The sequence below is a fragment of the Collinsella aerofaciens genome, assembly GCF_040910245.1.
In the GTDB taxonomy this organism is placed as follows: Bacteria; Actinomycetota; Coriobacteriia; order Coriobacteriales; family Coriobacteriaceae; genus Collinsella.
In genome coordinates, this window is record NZ_JBDGAY010000009.1 from 47,949 (window position 1) to 65,365 (window position 17,417).

The 17,417-nt window shown below is 59.9% G+C and carries 15 protein-coding genes; 2 read left to right on the forward strand and 13 right to left on the reverse strand.

The window, feature by feature from the left end; genetic code table 11:
* Positions 1-156 precede the first annotated feature (156 nt).
* The 9 genes from AB5Z20_RS04860 to AB5Z20_RS04900 all read right to left on the reverse strand — a co-directional run bounded on the left by AB5Z20_RS04860 (position 157) and on the right by AB5Z20_RS04900 (position 9,683).
* Entirely contained in the window at positions 157-546 is a 390-nt protein-coding gene (locus AB5Z20_RS04860) for a metal-dependent transcriptional regulator (protein WP_368156484.1), read from the reverse strand.
* A 188-nt stretch (positions 547-734) separates the two neighbouring features.
* On the reverse strand, positions 735-1,505 hold the full coding sequence (locus tag AB5Z20_RS04865) for a Cof-type HAD-IIB family hydrolase (RefSeq protein ID WP_368156485.1): 771 nt from the start codon (positions 1,503-1,505) through the stop codon (positions 735-737).
* A 6-nt stretch (positions 1,506-1,511) separates the two neighbouring features.
* Positions 1,512-3,371, reverse strand: coding sequence for an ABC-F family ATP-binding cassette domain-containing protein (locus AB5Z20_RS04870; protein WP_368156486.1), 1,860 nt, complete (start codon positions 3,369-3,371; stop codon positions 1,512-1,514).
* Between the two features lie 205 nt (positions 3,372-3,576).
* On the reverse strand, positions 3,577-4,449 hold the full coding sequence (pstB, locus tag AB5Z20_RS04875; RefSeq protein WP_368156488.1) for a phosphate ABC transporter ATP-binding protein PstB: 873 nt from the start codon (positions 4,447-4,449) through the stop codon (positions 3,577-3,579).
* On the reverse strand, positions 4,446-5,372 hold the full coding sequence (gene pstA / locus AB5Z20_RS04880; RefSeq protein ID WP_368156489.1) for a phosphate ABC transporter permease PstA: 927 nt from the start codon (positions 5,370-5,372) through the stop codon (positions 4,446-4,448). Before pstA ends, pstB begins: the two co-directional genes overlap by 4 nt.
* Positions 5,365-6,273 (reverse strand): phosphate ABC transporter permease subunit PstC, encoded by a 909-nt coding sequence (gene pstC / locus AB5Z20_RS04885; RefSeq protein ID WP_117735919.1) that lies wholly within the window; start codon positions 6,271-6,273, stop codon positions 5,365-5,367. The genes pstA and pstC overlap by 8 nt, the downstream gene beginning before the upstream one ends.
* A 25-nt stretch (positions 6,274-6,298) precedes the next feature.
* Entirely contained in the window at positions 6,299-7,255 is a 957-nt protein-coding gene (locus AB5Z20_RS04890; RefSeq protein ID WP_368156491.1) for a phosphate ABC transporter substrate-binding protein, read from the reverse strand.
* Between the two features lie 274 nt (positions 7,256-7,529).
* The gene (locus AB5Z20_RS04895; RefSeq protein ID WP_368156492.1) at positions 7,530-8,966 is read right to left on the reverse strand and encodes a M20 family metallopeptidase; all 1,437 of its coding nucleotides are present in this window, start codon (positions 8,964-8,966) and stop codon (positions 7,530-7,532) included.
* A 54-nt stretch (positions 8,967-9,020) separates the two neighbouring features.
* The gene (locus AB5Z20_RS04900; RefSeq protein ID WP_368156493.1) at positions 9,021-9,683 is read right to left on the reverse strand and encodes an HAD hydrolase-like protein; all 663 of its coding nucleotides are present in this window, start codon (positions 9,681-9,683) and stop codon (positions 9,021-9,023) included.
* 156 nt (positions 9,684-9,839) lie between these two features.
* Here AB5Z20_RS04900 and AB5Z20_RS04905 point away from each other — a divergent pair, with 156 nt between their 5' ends.
* Together AB5Z20_RS04905 and AB5Z20_RS04910 are read left to right on the forward strand one after the other, a co-directional pair.
* Entirely contained in the window at positions 9,840-10,700 is an 861-nt protein-coding gene (locus tag AB5Z20_RS04905; RefSeq protein ID WP_368156495.1) for a DegV family protein, read from the forward strand.
* Between the two features lie 609 nt (positions 10,701-11,309).
* Positions 11,310-14,294 carry a TOTE conflict system archaeo-eukaryotic primase domain-containing protein gene (locus AB5Z20_RS04910; protein WP_368156497.1) on the forward strand — a complete coding sequence of 995 codons (2,985 nt, stop codon included), beginning with the start codon at positions 11,310-11,312 and terminating at the stop codon, positions 14,292-14,294.
* A gap of 64 nt (positions 14,295-14,358) precedes the next feature.
* On the opposite strand, the gene AB5Z20_RS04915 is transcribed toward AB5Z20_RS04910, so the two are convergent.
* The 4 genes from AB5Z20_RS04915 to tgt form a co-directional block, all read right to left on the reverse strand.
* Positions 14,359-14,667, reverse strand: a complete 309-nt coding sequence (locus tag AB5Z20_RS04915) for a type II toxin-antitoxin system YafQ family toxin (RefSeq protein WP_368156499.1) — start codon at positions 14,665-14,667, stop codon at positions 14,359-14,361.
* Between the two features lie 3 nt (positions 14,668-14,670).
* Positions 14,671-14,970: a type II toxin-antitoxin system RelB/DinJ family antitoxin gene (locus AB5Z20_RS04920; protein WP_260700052.1), complete on the reverse strand. Its 300-nt coding sequence runs from the start codon at positions 14,968-14,970 to the stop codon at positions 14,671-14,673.
* 114 nt (positions 14,971-15,084) lie between these two features.
* The gene (locus AB5Z20_RS04925; RefSeq protein WP_368156501.1) at positions 15,085-15,843 is read right to left on the reverse strand and encodes a TIGR00730 family Rossman fold protein; all 759 of its coding nucleotides are present in this window, start codon (positions 15,841-15,843) and stop codon (positions 15,085-15,087) included.
* Positions 15,844-16,056: 213 nt separating this feature from the next.
* Positions 16,057-17,196: a tRNA guanosine(34) transglycosylase Tgt gene (tgt, locus tag AB5Z20_RS04930; RefSeq protein ID WP_368156503.1), complete on the reverse strand. Its 1,140-nt coding sequence runs from the start codon at positions 17,194-17,196 to the stop codon at positions 16,057-16,059.
* Between the last annotated feature and the right edge of the window lie 221 nt (positions 17,197-17,417).

Consider the following 17,417-nt stretch of genomic DNA (forward strand, 5'->3'; position numbering starts at 1 on the left):
GGCGCGCCTCTTTGGGGACGCGGGGATAGCTCGGCCGTGAGGACATCGCGCACCGATTGCCCCACTTTGGGCTGCGTCGGACTCGTTGTTGTTCGAATCTCCTATCCCCTTTCGCTGGTTCGCGCTTTGCGCGAACTCCGCGCTACTGCGGATCCGTCAGGCTCCCGGTGTTGGATCCGTCACTTCGTCCCGGCCCAACATCGCCCTCAGCTTCTCGAAGCTCTCCTCACTCAGGCAGTGCTCCATGTGGCAGCCCTCTTGCGACGCAACATCCGCCGAAACACCGGCTTCCTCGAGCAACCGCACGAAAAAGCAGTGGCGCTCCCACATTTGGCGAGCGACCTCCAGACCACGCTCCGTCAGATGAACGTCGCGCTTGCCCATTTCGACATAGCCGCTGTTCTCCAGCGTCGCCATGGCTTTAGAGACGCTCGCCTTGGTCACACCCAGGTATTCGGCGACATCAATCGATCGAACGATGCCTTGGCGCTCCGAGAGCACATAAATAGATTCGAGATAGTCTTCTCCGGATTCACGCAGGGCCATGGGCCGCCTTTCGCGATGGCTTCTAGTTAGCCTTTGGATACTTTTGCTTGATTTACTTTACCGCAAAAGTTGCCCATGTCTTACTACTTTGCCTAAAAGTTAGCCGTGTTTCACAAAACGTGCGGGACGAAAACAAAATGGGAACGCTGCTCAAGGAGTGTCCCCAGGTGCCGGGTGCCGGCCCGCGGCTAAATCAGGCCAAAGTGCTTGGCGGCGTTGTAAATTCCGTCGTCGTCCACGGCGGTCGTCACGTAGGTCGCCGCGGCCTTCACGGTATCCTGCGCGTTGCCCATTGCCACACTTGTGCCCACGGCCGAGAACATCGACAGGTCGTTCTCTCCGTCGCCAAAGGCAATCGCTTCGCTCGCGTCGATGCCCAGGCGCTCCAGCGTCGCCGCCACGCCCAGGTCCTTGCCGCCGTTGGCAGGAATAATATCGCAGAACAGGTCGCACCAGCGCGTAGTGAGCGAATGCGACACCGCATCGGTCACGATATGTTCGTCGGCCGGGTCCACAAAGGCGCAGAACTGGTAAACCGGCGCATCGAAGGCGTGCTCAAACGGCTCCTCGTGGTAGACGATTCCCGCGTTGCTGCCGGCCGTCACCACGCGCTCGGAGAGGCGGTTCACAAACGAGTTCTCGCCCTGCATGCACAGCGAGTCGTAGCGCCCCTGCGCCACCTGGTCCACAATCACCGCAACGTCGCCCGGGTCAATCGGGCAGCTACGGTAGACGCCCTCGGCATCAAAGCAGTGCTGGCCCGAAAGCGTAATGTACGCATCCCAACCCAAGTTGAACAGCCAATCGGGCATCTGGTAGGTCGGACGACCCGTAGCAATCACGCATGCAATCCCCTGCTCGCGAAAGCTGTCGAGCACCTGCTGCGCCGACGCCGGAATCCGGTGGGTCTTAAAGCTCAGTAGCGTGCCGTCGATATCGAAAAACGCGGCTTTGATCATCCTCGTCTACTCCTCGCCCTCGAGCTTTTCGCTCGCCTCGAGCCACGCCATCTCCAGCTCGTCCATGGCAGCGTGGACCTCGTCGATCTTTGCCTGCTGCTCGCCCAGCGCCGTGTAGTTAGTGGGATCGACCTGGGCCATGGCGGCCTCGGCCTCCTCCACGCGGGCGCGCTGCGTCTCCATCTTGCGCTCGAGCGAGCTCACCTCGCGGCGGAGCTTCTGGCGCTCGGCGTTGGAAAGGCCATTGGGCTGGCCGCTCGACTTGGGCTTTTCGGTCGCAGCTGCCGCGGCACCGGTATCGAACGTGCCGGTCTTGGCGCTCGGCGCACCCACGGGCTCGCCCTCGGCCGTGGCGTTGCACAGGCGCAGGTACTGGTCGACGCCGCCGGGCATATGCGTCAGATGGCCATCGAGCAGTGCCCACTGCTGGTCGGTCACGCGCTCCATCAAGAAGCGGTCGTGCGTCACCAGGATCAGCGTGCCCGGCCAGCCGTCAAGAAGGTCCTCGACAATCGCCAGCATATCGGTATCCAGGTCGTTACCGGGCTCGTCCAGGATGAGCACGTTGGGCTCGTCCAGGATCGTCAGCAACAGCGACAGGCGACGGCGCTGGCCGCCCGAAAGATCGCCGATGCGACTCCAGAGCTGCTGGGTCGTAAAGCCCAGGCGCTCGCAGAGCTTCTCGGGAGAGGTCTCCTTGCCGTCGATGACGTAGTACTTCTTATAGTTGCCGAGCACCTCGCGGATCGTGTCACCCATGTAGGGTTCGAGCTCCTCGAGCTGCTGCGACAGCACGCCAAAGCGCACTGTCTGGCCAATCTTCACGCGGCCGCGCGTGGGCGCAATCTTGCCCTGAATCACATCGAGCAAGGTCGACTTGCCGGCGCCGTTCTCGCCCAAAAGACCATAGCGGTCGCCCGCGCCGATAAGCCAGGTCACGTCGGAGAGCACCTGCTTGGGCGCGCCGTCGGTATCCGCATAGCCGGCATCAACGTCGATCACGTCGATGACCTGCTTGCCTAGGCGGCTCACGGCGAGGCGCTTGAGCTCCAGCTCGTCGCGCACGGGCGGCACGTCGGCGATCAGCTCGCGAGCAGCCTCAACGCGAAACTTGGGCTTGGTGGAACGAGCCTGGGCGCCGCGGCTCAGCCACGCGAGCTCCTTGCGCGCCATGTTGCGGCGGCGCTCCTCGGTGACGGCGGCCATGCGGTCGCGCTCTACGCGCTGAAGGATATATGCCGAGTAGCCGCCCTCGAAGGGGTCGACCTGGCCGTCGTGGACCTCCCACATGCTGGTGCAGACCTCGTCCAAGAACCAGCGGTCGTGCGTGACCACGAGCATGGCGCCCTGACCGCGCTGCCAGCGGGCCTTTAAGTGGTGCGCGAGCCAGTTGATGGTGCGCATGTCCAGGTGGTTGGTGGGCTCGTCGAGCATGAGCACGTCGTAGTCGCCGATCAGCAGGCGCGCAAGGTCCACGCGACGGCGCTGACCGCCCGAAAGCTCGCCCACCGTGCCCTCCCAGGGCACATCGCTAATGAGACCGGCGAGGATCTGGCGCGTACGCGGACTCGACGCCCACTCATACTCGGGCGTGTCGCCCACGACGGCATGATGCACGGTATCGGTGTCGACAAGTTGGTCCTTTTGGCCGAGCAGACCGATCGTGGTGCCGCGGCGATGCGTCACGCGGCCATCGTCGGGCTCCAGCGTGCCGGCGAGCACGCTCAGCAGCGTCGACTTGCCGTCGCCGTTTTTACCGACAATACCAATGCGGTCGCCCTCGCCCACGCCGAGCGTCACGCTATCGAAAATATGCTTGGTGGGAAACTCTAGGCTGACGGAATCGCATCCCAAAAGAATCGCCATATGCCCTGCTCCTTCGTAGAAATTCAACGTTGTCCATGATAGCAGCGAGCCCCACCCCAAACCACCACGAAGGTGCCTGTCCCCTTTGTGGTGGTCGCTTCGGTCGCAGAGCAAAAAGGCGGGCCATCTCCCGCAAGAGATGACCCGCCCCTCCAATCAGTCCCGTGGCGACCGTGGCCGCCACGGGCCTCAAACATGTCCCGGACTAGGAGAACATGCCGGTGAGGTAATCATTCAGCCGCTTATCCTTGGGCCGTTGGAAAATCTCGTCAGTCTCGTCGTACTCGACCATATCGCCCATGTAGAAGAACGCCGTGCGGTTGGACACACGCGACGCCTGCTCCATATTGTGTGTCACGATGACGATGGCGCGCTCGGCCACAATCGACGACATAAGGTCCTCGATCGCCAGCGTCGAGATGGGGTCGAGCGCCGAGCAGGGCTCGTCAAACAGGATCACGTCGGGGTTGAGCGCCAGCGTGCGCGCGATGCACAGACGCTGCTGCTGGCCGCCCGAAAGCGCGTAGGCACTCTTGTCGAGCTTGTCCTTGACCTCGTCCCACAGCGCCGCGCCGCGCAGACTCTCCTCGACCATGCGGTCGAGCTCGTCACGGTCGGTGATGCCGTGGCGCTTAGGCGCAAACGTGATGTTGTCGCGAATGGACTTGCGGAACGGGTTGGGCTGTTGGAACACCATGCCAATGGAGCGACGCAGCTCGTAGGTGTTCTCGGTCTTGGTATTCACGTTGCGCCCGCGGTAATTGATCTCGCCCTCCACGCGGCAGCCGCGAATCTCGCGATTCATCAGGTTGAGGCTACGCAAGAAGGTCGACTTGCCGCAGCCCGAAGGCCCGATGAGCGCCGTGATCTCGCCCTTGTGAAAGTCGAGCGACGTATCGTGCAGCGCATGGTGGTCGCCATAGTACACGTTGACGTCCTTGGTGGAGAGCACGACCTCGTCGCTCACGGCCCTGCCGCTCACGCGCACGCGTTTTTCGCTCTCCCCCACACTCGACAGAAAGTCCTGGGTCTCGGACGTGGCCGCCTCGGTTGCGGGCGTTGCATTCATCTCGCTCATTCGGCCGTCATCTTCCTTGCCAGTTGCTTGCCCACGATACGGGCAACTATGTTAAACAGCAGCACGCAGATCATCAGCAGTGCAGCGGTGCCCCAAACGATCTGCTGGGCCTCGGGGCTGCCCTCGCCGTAAATCTTGTAGATGTGCACGGCGAGCGACTCACCGGGGCGGAACACGTTCCAAGCGCAGGTGGGGCTCGACAGGTTAAAGCTCAAGAAGTTCAAACGCACCGGCGAGCTCATGCCCGAGGTAAAGAGCAGTGCCGCGGCCTCGCCAAACACGCGGCCGGCCGAAAGCACGATGCCGGTCACGATGGCAGGCATGGCCTCGGGGATCAGGATGTGCAGCGTGGCCTCCCAGCGGGTAAGGCCCATGGCCAGGCACGCATCGCGCTGGGCCTGCGGCACGTCCTCGAGCGCCTGCTGGATCACGCGCACCAGGATGGGAATGTTGAACATGGTGAGCGCGACGGCGCCGGAGATGATGGAGTACTTCCAGCCCAGCTGCACCGAGAACACCAGGAAACCGAACATGCCGACAACGATGGAAGGCAGCGAGGACAGCGTCTCGATGGCGGTGGAAGCGATGTCGCGGATGGGACCGTCTGGCGCGTACTCAACCAAAAAGACCGCGCCGCCCAGGCTGATGGGCACCGAGATGATCAGGGTGATCAGCAGCAGATAGAACGAGTCAAACAGCTGGTAGAGCACGCCGCCCTGGGTTCCGTTGGCGCGCGCGGGCTGCGTGAGGAAGCCCGGCTGGAACAGCGTCGAGATACCCTCGAACAGGATATAGGCCACCATGGAAACGACGATGAGCATGACGATGGCGGCGATCGCCGTCAGCACGCCCGTGGCGATGCGGTCCTGTTTTTGGACACGCCCGAGTCTCGCCTCGTCGATGTGGATGTGCGTGCTAGCCACGAGCCTTCGCCCCCTTGCGGCCAATGAGATGGATGATCAGGATGAAGATGAGGCTCATGCCCATCAACAGCAGACCAAGCGCCCACAGAACATCGTCCTGGGCCGAGCCCTCGGCATAGACTGCCATAGACGTGGTGAGCGTGGTGGTGATGGTCGAGGCCGGCGACAGCAGCGACGTCGGCATGGCCTCGATGCCGCCGATGACCATGCGCACGGCGAGTGTCTCGCCAAAGGCGCGGGTCATGCCAAGGATGACCGCAGTCATGAGCGACGGCATGGCGGACTTGAGCACCACGTGCCAGATGGTCTGCCAGCGGGTGTAGCCCAGCGCAAGCGAGCCCTGACGGTAGCTGTCGGGCACGGCGCGCAGGCCATCGACCGAAAGGGTGGTCATCGTCGGCAGGATCATGACAGCCAGCACGATGGCGCCGGGCAGGATGCCCAGACCCGTGCTCACGTGGAAAACGGACTTCATAAGTCCGACGACCACGTGAAAGCCAATCAGTCCAAAGACGACCGAGGGAATGCCGGTCAAAAGCTCAATAAGCGGCTGAAAGACCTTGGAACCAAATTTGGGTTGGATCTCGACCGCAAAGATGGCGGAGCCGATGGCGATGGGCAGCGCGATGAGCGTGGAGAGCACCATGACCGCAAACGAGGTGACGATCAGGGGCAGGGCGCCGGTATAGGGCAGACCGTTTTCGGCTGTGTTGGCCAGGTCCCACTTGGTGCCGGTGAAGAACTCGACAACCGAAACGCCATCCTTGAGAAAAGCCGAGAGGCCCTTTTGGGCGACCATGAAGATAAGCGCGGCAACAACAAGCGTCACGAGCGCTACGCACGCGCCCGTGACGCCCAGGCCCACGTTCTCAAGGTCGCGCTTTGGCAGCTGTTTTGCCATTGCAAACCTTTCCGGGGGCGATTACTTATTTAGCAGAGACCTTGCCGCTGGCGTCCTTGACGACCTTCATGGCAGAGACGGGGATAAAGCCCTGCTCCTCGACGAGCTTGCCCTGGACATCGTCGGAAAGCATGAACTCCAAGAAGGCCTTGGTGGCCTCGTCGGCGTCCTTAGCGCAGTACATGTGCTCGGTCGCCCAGATCTTAAAGGAGTCGTCGGTGACGTTCTTGCTCTTGGGCTCGACGCCCTCGACCTTGATGGCGTTGAACTTGGAGTCATCGAAGTGCGAGAAGTCCAGGTAGGAGATGGCGTTATCGGTGCTGCCCATCTGAGTCTGGACATCGCCGGACTTGTCGAGCTCGGCGTCGCCCTTAAAGTCGGCTGCCTCGTCGCCAAAGACGGCAGCCTCGAAGGTGGCGCGGGTACCGGAACCGGCCTTGCGGTTGAGAACGACGATGGTGGCGTCGTCGCCGCCGACCTCCTTCCAGTTGGTGATCTGGCCGGAGAAGATGCCCTTGAGCTGCTCGAGGGACAGGTCGTCGACCTTCACGTTCTTAGAGACGACGGGACCCATGCCCACGACGGCGACCTCGTGGTCGACGAGGTTCTTGACCTGGTCGGCCTCGAGCTTGGTCTCGGCGAAGACGTCGGAGTTACCGATGGTGACGGTGCCGGCGGCAACAGCGGTCAGACCTTTGCCCGAACCGTTGCCCGAGCCGGAGACGGAGACGTCGGGGTTGGCATCCATGAACTTCTCGGCAGCGGCCTCGACGAGAGCCTGGAACGAGGAGGCACCGTCGTAGGTCACCTCGCCGGAGACGGACTCGGCAGCAGCGGCGCTACCCTTGTCGGCGGCGTCGGATGCGCCTGCGCCGCCGCAGCCAACGAGACCGAGACCGACGATGCTGGCAAGACCACCAGCAAGGCCGAGGAACTGACGACGAGAATAAGCCTGATCGAGCATGATCTTCCTTTCGTACATGCGAATCGCGGGCACCCTGCCCGCTTTGCTGTTTGGAAAGATACGATCCCGACCGGGCAGCACCCGCGCCAACTGCGGTTTCTTACGGGCATTTGATAAACCCTTACCGCAAGCGCGGCAGGGCTTTACAAACGAATAACAATCCAGCGCCAAATATGGCGCACCTTTTACACCAATAAAAGCAAAGTTGCGGTGAAATAGTTCCTGCTTGGCCATCAAATGGCCCATTCTAGGAACTATTCCACCGCAACTTAGATTGGGAAACCGCGTAACCTTAAAGCTCTAATTCATTCAAACGGAGGATCGCAACGATATAGATCTTGAGCGCTTGCTTGAGCTGTTCCTCGTTGGCGCACTCGTTGGGGCCGTGCATCTGGCCGCCCCATGCGGGCAGCTCCAGGCCGGTCTCCTCGGGGCCAAATGACACGGCGCGGGCAAAGTTGCGCGCGTACGTGCCGCCGCCCATGGCAAAGGGCTCGGCATGCTTACCCGTAAACTCGTTATAGGTGTCAATCAACGCCTTCACGGCCGGATCGTCGGCCGAAACTGAGAACGGCACCTTGGCACGACCCACGCGATACGTCACGCCAAAGCGGCCCACGAGCGGCTCGAGCTGCTCGCGGATGGTATCGGCGCTCGTGCTGTCGGGGAAACGCACGTCGATGACCTGCTCAATGTGGCCATCCACCACGCGGATGACGCCGGGGTTGCACGTGAGCGGGCCAAACGCCGCGCTCGTCGCATCGATGCCCAAGCCGCGACCATAGGCGTCCGCATGCACAAAGGCCAAGAACTTGACGAACTCGTGCTCGGCAGGCGTCAGCAGGCGCTCGTCGCGCGCACCAAACGCGTCCTCGGCCTCGCGCAGGTACGTCACGATCAGGCCGACGGCGTTGATCGTCCCCTCGGGCATCGAGGCATGACCGCCAATGCCGTGGGCGAAAATCTGCGCATGCCCGTTGCCGAGCGCCGTGATCTCCAGGCGGTCGGCGTTCTCAACAGGCGCCGGCAGCTCATCGGCGGCAATCGCAAGCTCGCAGATAGACTGCGACGGAATGGCGTTGCTCGCTTCGGCGCCGCTCCAGGACACAATGCGCCCGCCGTCGATCTTGGGACTCACAAACGTCGCCCCAAACTGGCCCTTCTCGGCATTACAAACCGGGAACTCGGCATCGGGCGTAAACAGAAAGTCGGGGTTCGCGTGGTTCTCCAGATAATGGTGAACGTCGGACATGCCCACTTCCTCATCGCATCCCAGCAGCGCGCGGAAGGTATAGCGCGGGGTAATGCCGTGCTTGAGCAGATAGGCGCCGGCGTAGAGCGATAGCACCGCCGGGCCCTTGTCGTCGATTACGCCGCGACCGAGCAGCCAGCCCTCTCGGCGCTCCATCGCAAACGGGTCGGTGTTCCAACCGGGACCGGCGGGAACCACGTCCACGTGGCAGATGGTCGCGAGCTGCTTGTCGCCGCGGCCAGGGATATCGGCAATGCCCACATAGCCCTCGTCGTCGCTCGTCTGGTAGCCGAGCTTCTGCGCAATGCCGAGCGCGCAATCGAGCGCGTCACGGACTGGGCGGCCAAACGGCGCACCGGGCTCTGCGTCGGCAGCAACGGCTACGGACGGATAACTCACCAGCTGCTCGATATCGGCGACGACATCTTCCCAGACCTCGTCGACATACTCAGCGACGCTCTGCTCCACCTGATTCATGGACGACCTCCTTACCAATGAGGGGCGAGCGTGCCCGCCCCTCACATCACATACTTATATAGCGAAAAGTTTAGCAAGCTCGGCCACCGAGTGCACCACCGCATCGGCACCCGCGGCCTCGTGCTCCCCCAGCGCCGCCGCGCCCGAATAGATGCCGATACACGGCACACCCATCGCGTGCGCGCCCTCCACATCGTTAAAGCGGTCGCCGATCATCACGGCCTCGTCGGCCGTCGCACCGAGCGCCGCCAGCGCATCGCGAACCGAATCTGCCTTGGTCTCGCGCCCCTGCGGCGGATTCATGCCAACCACGGCTTCGAACTGGCAAAGCCCCAGCTCATGCACCATATCGATGCACTTCGCCTCCATGCGCGACGTCGCCACGGCCATACGCTTGCCCTGGGCGGTCAACCCATCCAGCAGCTCGGGAATCCCATCGAACACGGGGTACTCCTCCGGCCCCAGCTCATCAAAAAAGGCACGGTACTCGTCGGCCACCACAAGCGACTCCTCGCGGGAAAAGCCGTAAAAGTCGTGGAAGCTCTTCCACAGGGGCGGCCCGATCATGCGGCGCAGGTCACCCATCTGCGCCTCAGAAAACCCGCGCGCAGCCAGCGTCTTGCGCGTCGAGGTCATCACCGCCCGGCCCGTATCTGCCACCGTGCCGTCAAAATCGAACAGCACAATCGGCCGTCTGCATATCTCCAGCGCCTCCATCGGCATCCCTCTTCCCCAGTTGGTGATTTCCACACTTACACTTCAAACTGTTGACTATTCAACAAATAAAGCTGGCAATGTGGAACGACTCCACTATACTTGTCGCACTTTGCTCTCAGAAGGCGGCGCGCAAGCGCCCCAACGAAAGGTGCAATTATGTCTTTTGCCATCATAACCGACTCCACGTCGGACATCTCCCCCGCCCGCGCCCAAGAGCTCGGCATTTACGTGATTCCGCTGCATGTGATTATCGAGGGCGAGGACCTGCTCGACCAGGTGCAGATTACCGCCCAGGAGTACGTCGCGCGCATGGCCGGTTCCGAGCAACTGCCGCACACCTCGCAGCCGAGCGCCGGCGAGTTCAAGGCATTCTTTGACCGCGTGCGCGCCGACGGCCACGACAGCGCCATCTTTATCTCGCTGTGCAGCGAGTGGTCCGCCTGCTATGCCAACGCCAGCCTGACGGCCGAAACGCACGAGCTCGACGTGCGCTGCATCGATTCGCGCACCGGCTCGGGCGCCGAGGGCCTGCTGGTGGAGTACGCGCTGGTCATGCGCGAGGACGGCCGCAGCCTGGACGAGACCGAGGCGCAGATCCGCGCGACGCTGCCCGACGCCCACCTGCTGCTGATTCCCCGCACGCTCGAGAACCTCGTTAAGAACGGCCGCGCGCCCAAACTCGCCGGCCAGCTCACGCAGATGCTCAACATTCGCCTGGCCGTTTCGCCGGAGTGGAAATCGGGCGAGATCAAGGCCATCAAAAAGGGCCGCGGTGCCAAGCGCATCGTCGCCAACACCATGGCCGATTGCCTCGCATTTTTGGCCGAGCACCCGGGCTCCAGCGTGCGCGTGCTCACGACCGGCGCCGCCGAGGAGCATGAGCTCGTCAACCAAGCGCTCACAGGCCAGGACTACGTAGACGCCGGCACCGGCCCCATCGGCTGCACCATCGCCACCCACGTAGGCGTCGACGCCATCGCCATCAGCTACTGCCCCCGCTACCAGCCCATCCACTAGGGGCACCTTTACCACTTGCGGTGAAATAGGGACTGTTTTTGGCTTATCAGCTGCAAATCAATCCCTATTCCACCGCAACTTCTTTTGCTGAGCCATCCATATACAAGATATGCTGACGATCGGCGCATTCCCAGCTGTTTGGGGGAGCTTCGACTAGCCCCTAGCGGTACCCGGTGGGCAAAAAATGGCAAATATGAGTACTGTCATAAATTTAGTAACAGCAAAATGTCGCTGAAATTGCCCGCTTCCACCGATTTCAAGCTCCATAAAGCCCCGAATCGTCGTGTTTAGGGGGGGGGTGAATATACTAAAACTCAGTCAATTGGTCTTAGATACTTCTCAAATAATATGAGACTAACTGAGCAACAGTACTCATATTTTCCATTTTTTGCCCACCGGGTCTGAATGAGGTCCGCTCTTTACGCCTCCGGCTACCCATATGACCGCAAACCCTGATTATCAAGGACCGTCGCGCGCCTTGGCATCGACCGAAAGCCGCTCGCAGAATAATCCCTTGCCATTAGCAAACTTGAATCGAAATTACATATCCCAAAAAGCCGTAATGCCGTACCCTCGTCTCAACAACTCCAATACAAGGACGGCATTCAAATGGGCAACGCCATGCATCAATACGCCCTCTTTGGGACCGCACAATTTAAATACGATCAGACGATCACACATATATCGGACCAACACCGACAAATCGTCATTTGCAACAACGGTTCAGACGTACGCTACGCAACGCTAGAAGAGTGGGAAGAAGCTGGCGCTTTGTTCGATGAACGAGCGCAAATCGAGGGCATCGTCACCAGCGCGAGCCCAGCACGCGATAAACTCGAGCTCTTTCGCAGTCTCTTTACCGGGCGCAAAGATGTTTACGCTCATGGATATCGCAGAAAGGACGGGGGCATTGGCTATACGCCTGCTTGTGCTAATGAGTGGGAGCCAGGAATTTGCCCCAAAGCAGCCCATCAAAGAGTTAAATGCGTAGAATGCAGCAATCGCGTCTTCCCGGAATTAAGCGATGCCGCAATCATTGCTCACTTTAAAGGCAACGATGACCGGTTCCGCGATGTCCTCGGGCAATATGTTCTCGATAGGAACTGCAACACGAAAGTTCTCGTCATCGATTTTGACAAAGCGGACTGGAAGGAGGCAACAAATGCCGTACGGCTTGTCGCAATACGACGGGGCATTAACGCCGCTGTTGAGCGCTCAAGGTCCGGCAACGGCGCCCACATCTGGTTTTTCTTCCTCGAGCCAATCAGCGCAAAGGCTGCCCGAGAGTTTGGAAGTTGCCTCATAATCGAAGCTGCGGCGCATAATAAGACAATCACGTTCGAGGCCTTTGATCGAATGCTACCCGCTCAGGCCACTATTCCCGATGGAGGCTTCGGAAACCTCATCGCACTCCCCTTTCAAGGCAAGGCGCAACGTGAAGGAAACAGTGTATTTGTAGACGAACAATTCAAGCCCTTTCCCGACCAATGGCTCTATCTATCACAAGTCCAGCTGATTCCGCGCTCGACGGTGCAAGATCTGATTGAGGCCCCTGGAAACAACCCGCACGGACCAGCAACAACTACGGTGGCAAACAAGGGCAAACGGTATGCCCAAAGACCACGAAAGCGACTACCACTCACATCGCGGGACTTTCCCTCATCGCTGCCCGTTATTCAAGCCGATATGCTGTACATCCCCGAGAAGTCTCTGAGTCCAGCAGCTCAAATGGAAATCCGCGGACTTGCGACATTTGCCAATCCGGCATTCTATCGCGCGCAGTCCATGCATCAATCAGTATTCGGCAAACCGCGACTCATAGACCTTAGCGAACTGAGAGATGGTCATGTTGCAATTCCCCGGGGCTGCAAAACTCAACTTGAGCAGCTAGTTCAAGAGACCGGCGTTACCGCCCACTATTCAGACGAGCGCAAATCGGGTAATCCGATTGTTATGGCATTTAAAGGAGTCCTTCGCCCTGAGCAGCAAATCGCCGCTGATCAGATGCTCATATACGAAGACGGAATCATGTCCGCGCCGACAGGCTTCGGTAAAACAGTCATCGGAGCTTATCTTATTGCATCCATTGGTCTTCCAACGCTCGTCATCGTTCCCAAAACCGCACTCATAACCCAATGGAAATCCCAGCTCGAGCGATTTATCGACATTACGGACAACAGGGAGCCCGTCCGAACCCCAAAAGGACGAATCAGCAAAAGGCAGCCTCCGGTCATCGGACAAATAGGAGGAGGCAAAATGGCCGTAAGCGGCCTCGTCGACATCGCTTCGTTCCAGTCGTTATCTGGCAAAGACCGCCAAACCGGAGAGCCGATAGTTAAGGGCCTTGTTCGTAATTACGGCCTCATTATCTGCGACGAATGCCACCATGCCGCCGCACCACAGCTCGAGCTTATTCTCAAGTCCGCCCCGGCCAAATACGTATACGGCCTTTCTGCGACGCCCGAACGATCCGACGGCCTTACGCGGGCGCTCTCCATGCTCTGCGGCCCGCTCCGTTATGTTATCGATCCAAAAGCGCAAGCGATTCAGCAGGGCATCCAGCGCATCGTACGGCCTCGTTTTACTGGAATTCGACTACCCGCCTACGAGCCAGGTGCAAACTTCAATCAGATTCTCGACCTGCTGTGCACGCATGCAGCTAGAAACGAATTGATTGTCAACGACGCTATTGAAGCTGCGTCAAACGGCCGGCATCCGCTCGTGCTGACTAAAAGGAAAAAGCATGCCGAGGAGCTGTTCGGGATGCTCAAAAACCAAGGACACGAACCCGTTCTCCTGACCGGGGAAATCGACGCCAAAGAAAGAAAAACGATACTGAGCAGTCTTCCCCGCTTCGAGCATGAACATCGAATCATCGTCGCCACCGAAAGCCTTTTGGGCGAGGGCTTCGATCTGTCCTACCTTGACACTCTACTCATTGCCACGCCAATATCGTGGGACGGCAGCATCACGCAGCAGGCGGGCAGGCTCCATAGAAGCCACGAGGGCAAGCGACGGGTTGAGATATTCGACTACGTTGATTTATCTATACCCATGCTCGCCCGCATGTACCAGAAGAGACTCAAGACCTACGCCAAGCTCGGGTACGAAGTCTACGTGACCGGTGGCAGCGAGCAGTCCGATCAAAACATTCTCATAGAACCGACCAATGCCGTAGAGACTCTGGTTGAAGACATCGTTGGCGCCGCCAAGAGCATCTTCATTGCCGCGCCCTACGCATCCGCCGCCTGCCTCGCAAAGCTCGGCGATGCAATCAAAGGTGCCACCGCCCGAGGGATTGCTCTTGAGTTTTTCATTGCCTCGACTCCGCGCGAAGATGCAAGCGAGACTTTGGCAGAAATGAACGTCGAGCATGCCATTAGAGCAGAAGGACGTTTGTGTGCAGCGATAATTGACGAAGAAACAATCTGGTACGGAACGATCCCGCTACTAGCTTTCCCCAAGAAAGAAGACTGCAGCATCAGGTTCAAAAACAGCGAGATCGCAGCGGAGCTCTTAGACGAAATCAACCACAAGGGAAAGCCAGATGCCACGTCAACAGGCAGGACATCCCCACCACTTGCGGTGGAATAGGGACTGTTTTTGGCGTATCAGCCGCCAATCAATCCCTATTCCACCGCAAGCTAAAAGCGAGTGGCTAGCTCAGTGGGCCCTGGAACAGTTCTTGATGCGAACCCATTCTGACCAGTCGAATCACCGGATTAGTTTTATGCGGCAGGTAGAGAACGACCACGTCGATCAGGCCGTCGGATAGATGGAAGTCGATGTGCCCGTTGTAGTTGCCGCCCGGGTTGGAGAGCTCGTGGGCACCGTACTCCGCCGGAAGCGAACCATGTGCCGCAAGCTCGGCAACTGCCGCCTTAAACTCGGTTTTTAGCTGCGGATGACTCTGCATCGTTCGCTTGTAGTCGGCCTTAAACTGAGCCTCGACCTTAATCTCAAACATCGCTTAGCCCTCATCGAGGAATGACATAAGCTCATCGGCGTTGTTGAATGACGGGCTATCGTCCGGCAGGATTCCCAACTCATGAGCTTCGGCGATTACCATGGCACGCCTCGTCGCCTCGTTGGGCACTTCCGCCCTTCCTACAATCTCAAAAGGAATCTTTCGCTGATTTACAAGCTGCCGAACGGCAAGATTGAGATAGGAATTGAGGCTGAGGCCGACCGAATCCAAGAACTCAGTCGCCTGCTCCTTGAGCCCCTCTTCGATGCGAACCGTCGTAGGCTTAACCGTTGCAGTAGACATACGCGACCTCCTCGCCCTCGTCTTTTGCATCAGTATACCCAATATAAATGGCAAACTGACGTTAGAAAGCATCAGAGTGCCATACATATTCATATCGCGGTGGGCACGATTGCCCTACATCAGCCCACTCAGGGCAATGTCGACGGCTTCGTTGAGGTCGTCGGTAATGTGCACCAGCTCCGGATCGAGCGGGCTGATCATACCGGCGTCCATCACCGGACCGTTAAGCCAGTCGAATAGGCCCTGCCAGTACTCGGTGCCCACCAAAACGAGCGGCATGCGCTTGACCTTGTGTGTCTGCACCAGCGTGAGCACCTCGAACATTTCGTCGAGCGTGCCAAAACCTCCGGGAAACACGATGGCGCCCGAGCTGTATTTGACGAACATGGTCTTGCGCACAAAGAAGTAACGGAAGTCCATGCCGAGGTTCACGTATTTATTGAGCCCATGCTCGTGCGGCAATTCAATGCCCAGGCCAACTGACTTGCCGTTGACACTTGCCGCTCCCCTGTTGGCCGCTTCCATGATGCCGGGGCCGCCACCGGTGATGACCGCCACGCCACGTTGTGCGATCTTGCGCCCGACGGTACGCGCCGCCTTGTAGAGCGGATCGGTCTTGGGCGTGCGAGCGCTACCGAAGATGGTCACAGCGGGCCCGAGCTCGGCAAGTGCGCCAAAGCCATCGACAAACTCGGCCTGGATGCGCAGCACGCGCCACGGATCAGCATGCAGCCAGTCGGTCGACTCCTCGGGCGCCAGCAGGTTGGCGTAGGTGTTGTCCTTAGGAATCATGGGGCCGCGCATAACCACGGGGCCGCGGCGGTACGTCTCGTCGTAGGCAGGCTCGCCCTCGACATTCTCGTTCTTAATCATGGGTACTCCTATCGAGAAAAAGAAAAACGGGCGGGGTCGACGCCATGCGCCAAACACCCGCCCGAACATCAACTATTCGGTATGGTACCCACGATGCATCAAGTGCTTGCAAGCTATCGGTCAGCGGTCGCGCAGACGGTGTTAGCGAACGTGATGACCGGCCGGCGCTCGCCCCTTGCCGTTGCCCACGCTCCGCAAGCGCCCGCGCCGCTCTTAGTAGTCCACCGCCGCAGGACTGTTCATCCAGTCGCTCACGAACGCACCGTAACGGCCCTCGATAATGGCCTGGCGGGCACGCTGCATAAGGTTGAGCAGGTAGTAGATGTTGTGCATCGACAGCAGAATACCGCCGAGCATCTCATTCTGCGTGACCATGTGACGGATGAGCGCGCGGCTGTAGCCGCCCGTGCACACCGGGCAGGTGCAGGTGGGGTCGATGGGGCCGTCGTCGTGCGCAAAGCGCGCGTTGCGGAAGTTAAGGCGACCTTCACTGGAGAACGCCGTACCCATGCGGCCGGTGCGCGTCGGCAGCACGCAGTCGAACATGTCGATGCCCACGCCAACGCCGCGCACGAGCGTGGTAGGGTTGCCGACGCCCATGAGGTAGCGCGGCTTGTGCTTAGGCATGTACTCGGAAACCAGCGGCGCCAGCGTCTCGAACATGGTCTCGTGGTCCTCGCCCACCGAGTAGCCGCCGATGCCATAGCCGGGGAAGTCGCCGCACTCCTCCAGGTGGCGCAGCGAGCGCAGGCGCAGGTCCAGATGCATGCCACCCTGGACGATGCCAAAGAGCGCCTGGTCATCACGGGTGTGGGCCTTATAGCAGCGCTCGGCCCACATACTCGACAGCTCAACGGCGCGCTCAACGTAGGCGCGCGTGGCGGGATAGCCCGGGCACTGGTCGAGCTGCATGCAGATGTCGGAGCCGAGCTTCATGGCGATTTCCATGTTGTCCTCGGGTGTCCAGAACACATGGCGGCCGTCGTAATCGTTGACGATAAAGCGCACGCCCTCGTCGGTGAGCTTGACGGCGTCGTTGTGGCTGAAGACTTGGAAACCGCCCGAATCGGTGAGGATGGGGCCGTGCCAGTTCATAAACTTATGCAGTCCGCCCAGCTCGGCGATGGTGTCCTCGCCGGGACGCATGGACAGGTGGTAGGTGTTGGCGAGCACGATCTGCGCACCGAGCTGCTTAACGGTCTCGGTGGGGATGCCCTTGACGTTTGCCTTGGTGCCCACGGGCATAAAGATCGGTGTCTCGATGTCGCCGTGCGGGGTGTGCAGCACGCCGGCGCGCGCGTGCGTCGTCGGGTCCTCGGCGATCAGGTCGAATTTAAAAAGGCTCTGGTCCATAAACTGGAACTCCTTGGTTGCGGTTCATACGCAAACCATTATACGGGCAACCCGCAAGAAGCACCGACTCGACAGAAACTGGCGCAAAGGGGTCATAGTCATTAGGGACATTCTTAAACGACTAGTCGTCGGGGACAGTCTTCAGCGCCATCTTACAAAGGAGTGTCCCAATCTGCCGGCACTCAGGGACTGTCCCCAAGCGCCGGCAAGAGTGTCCCCTT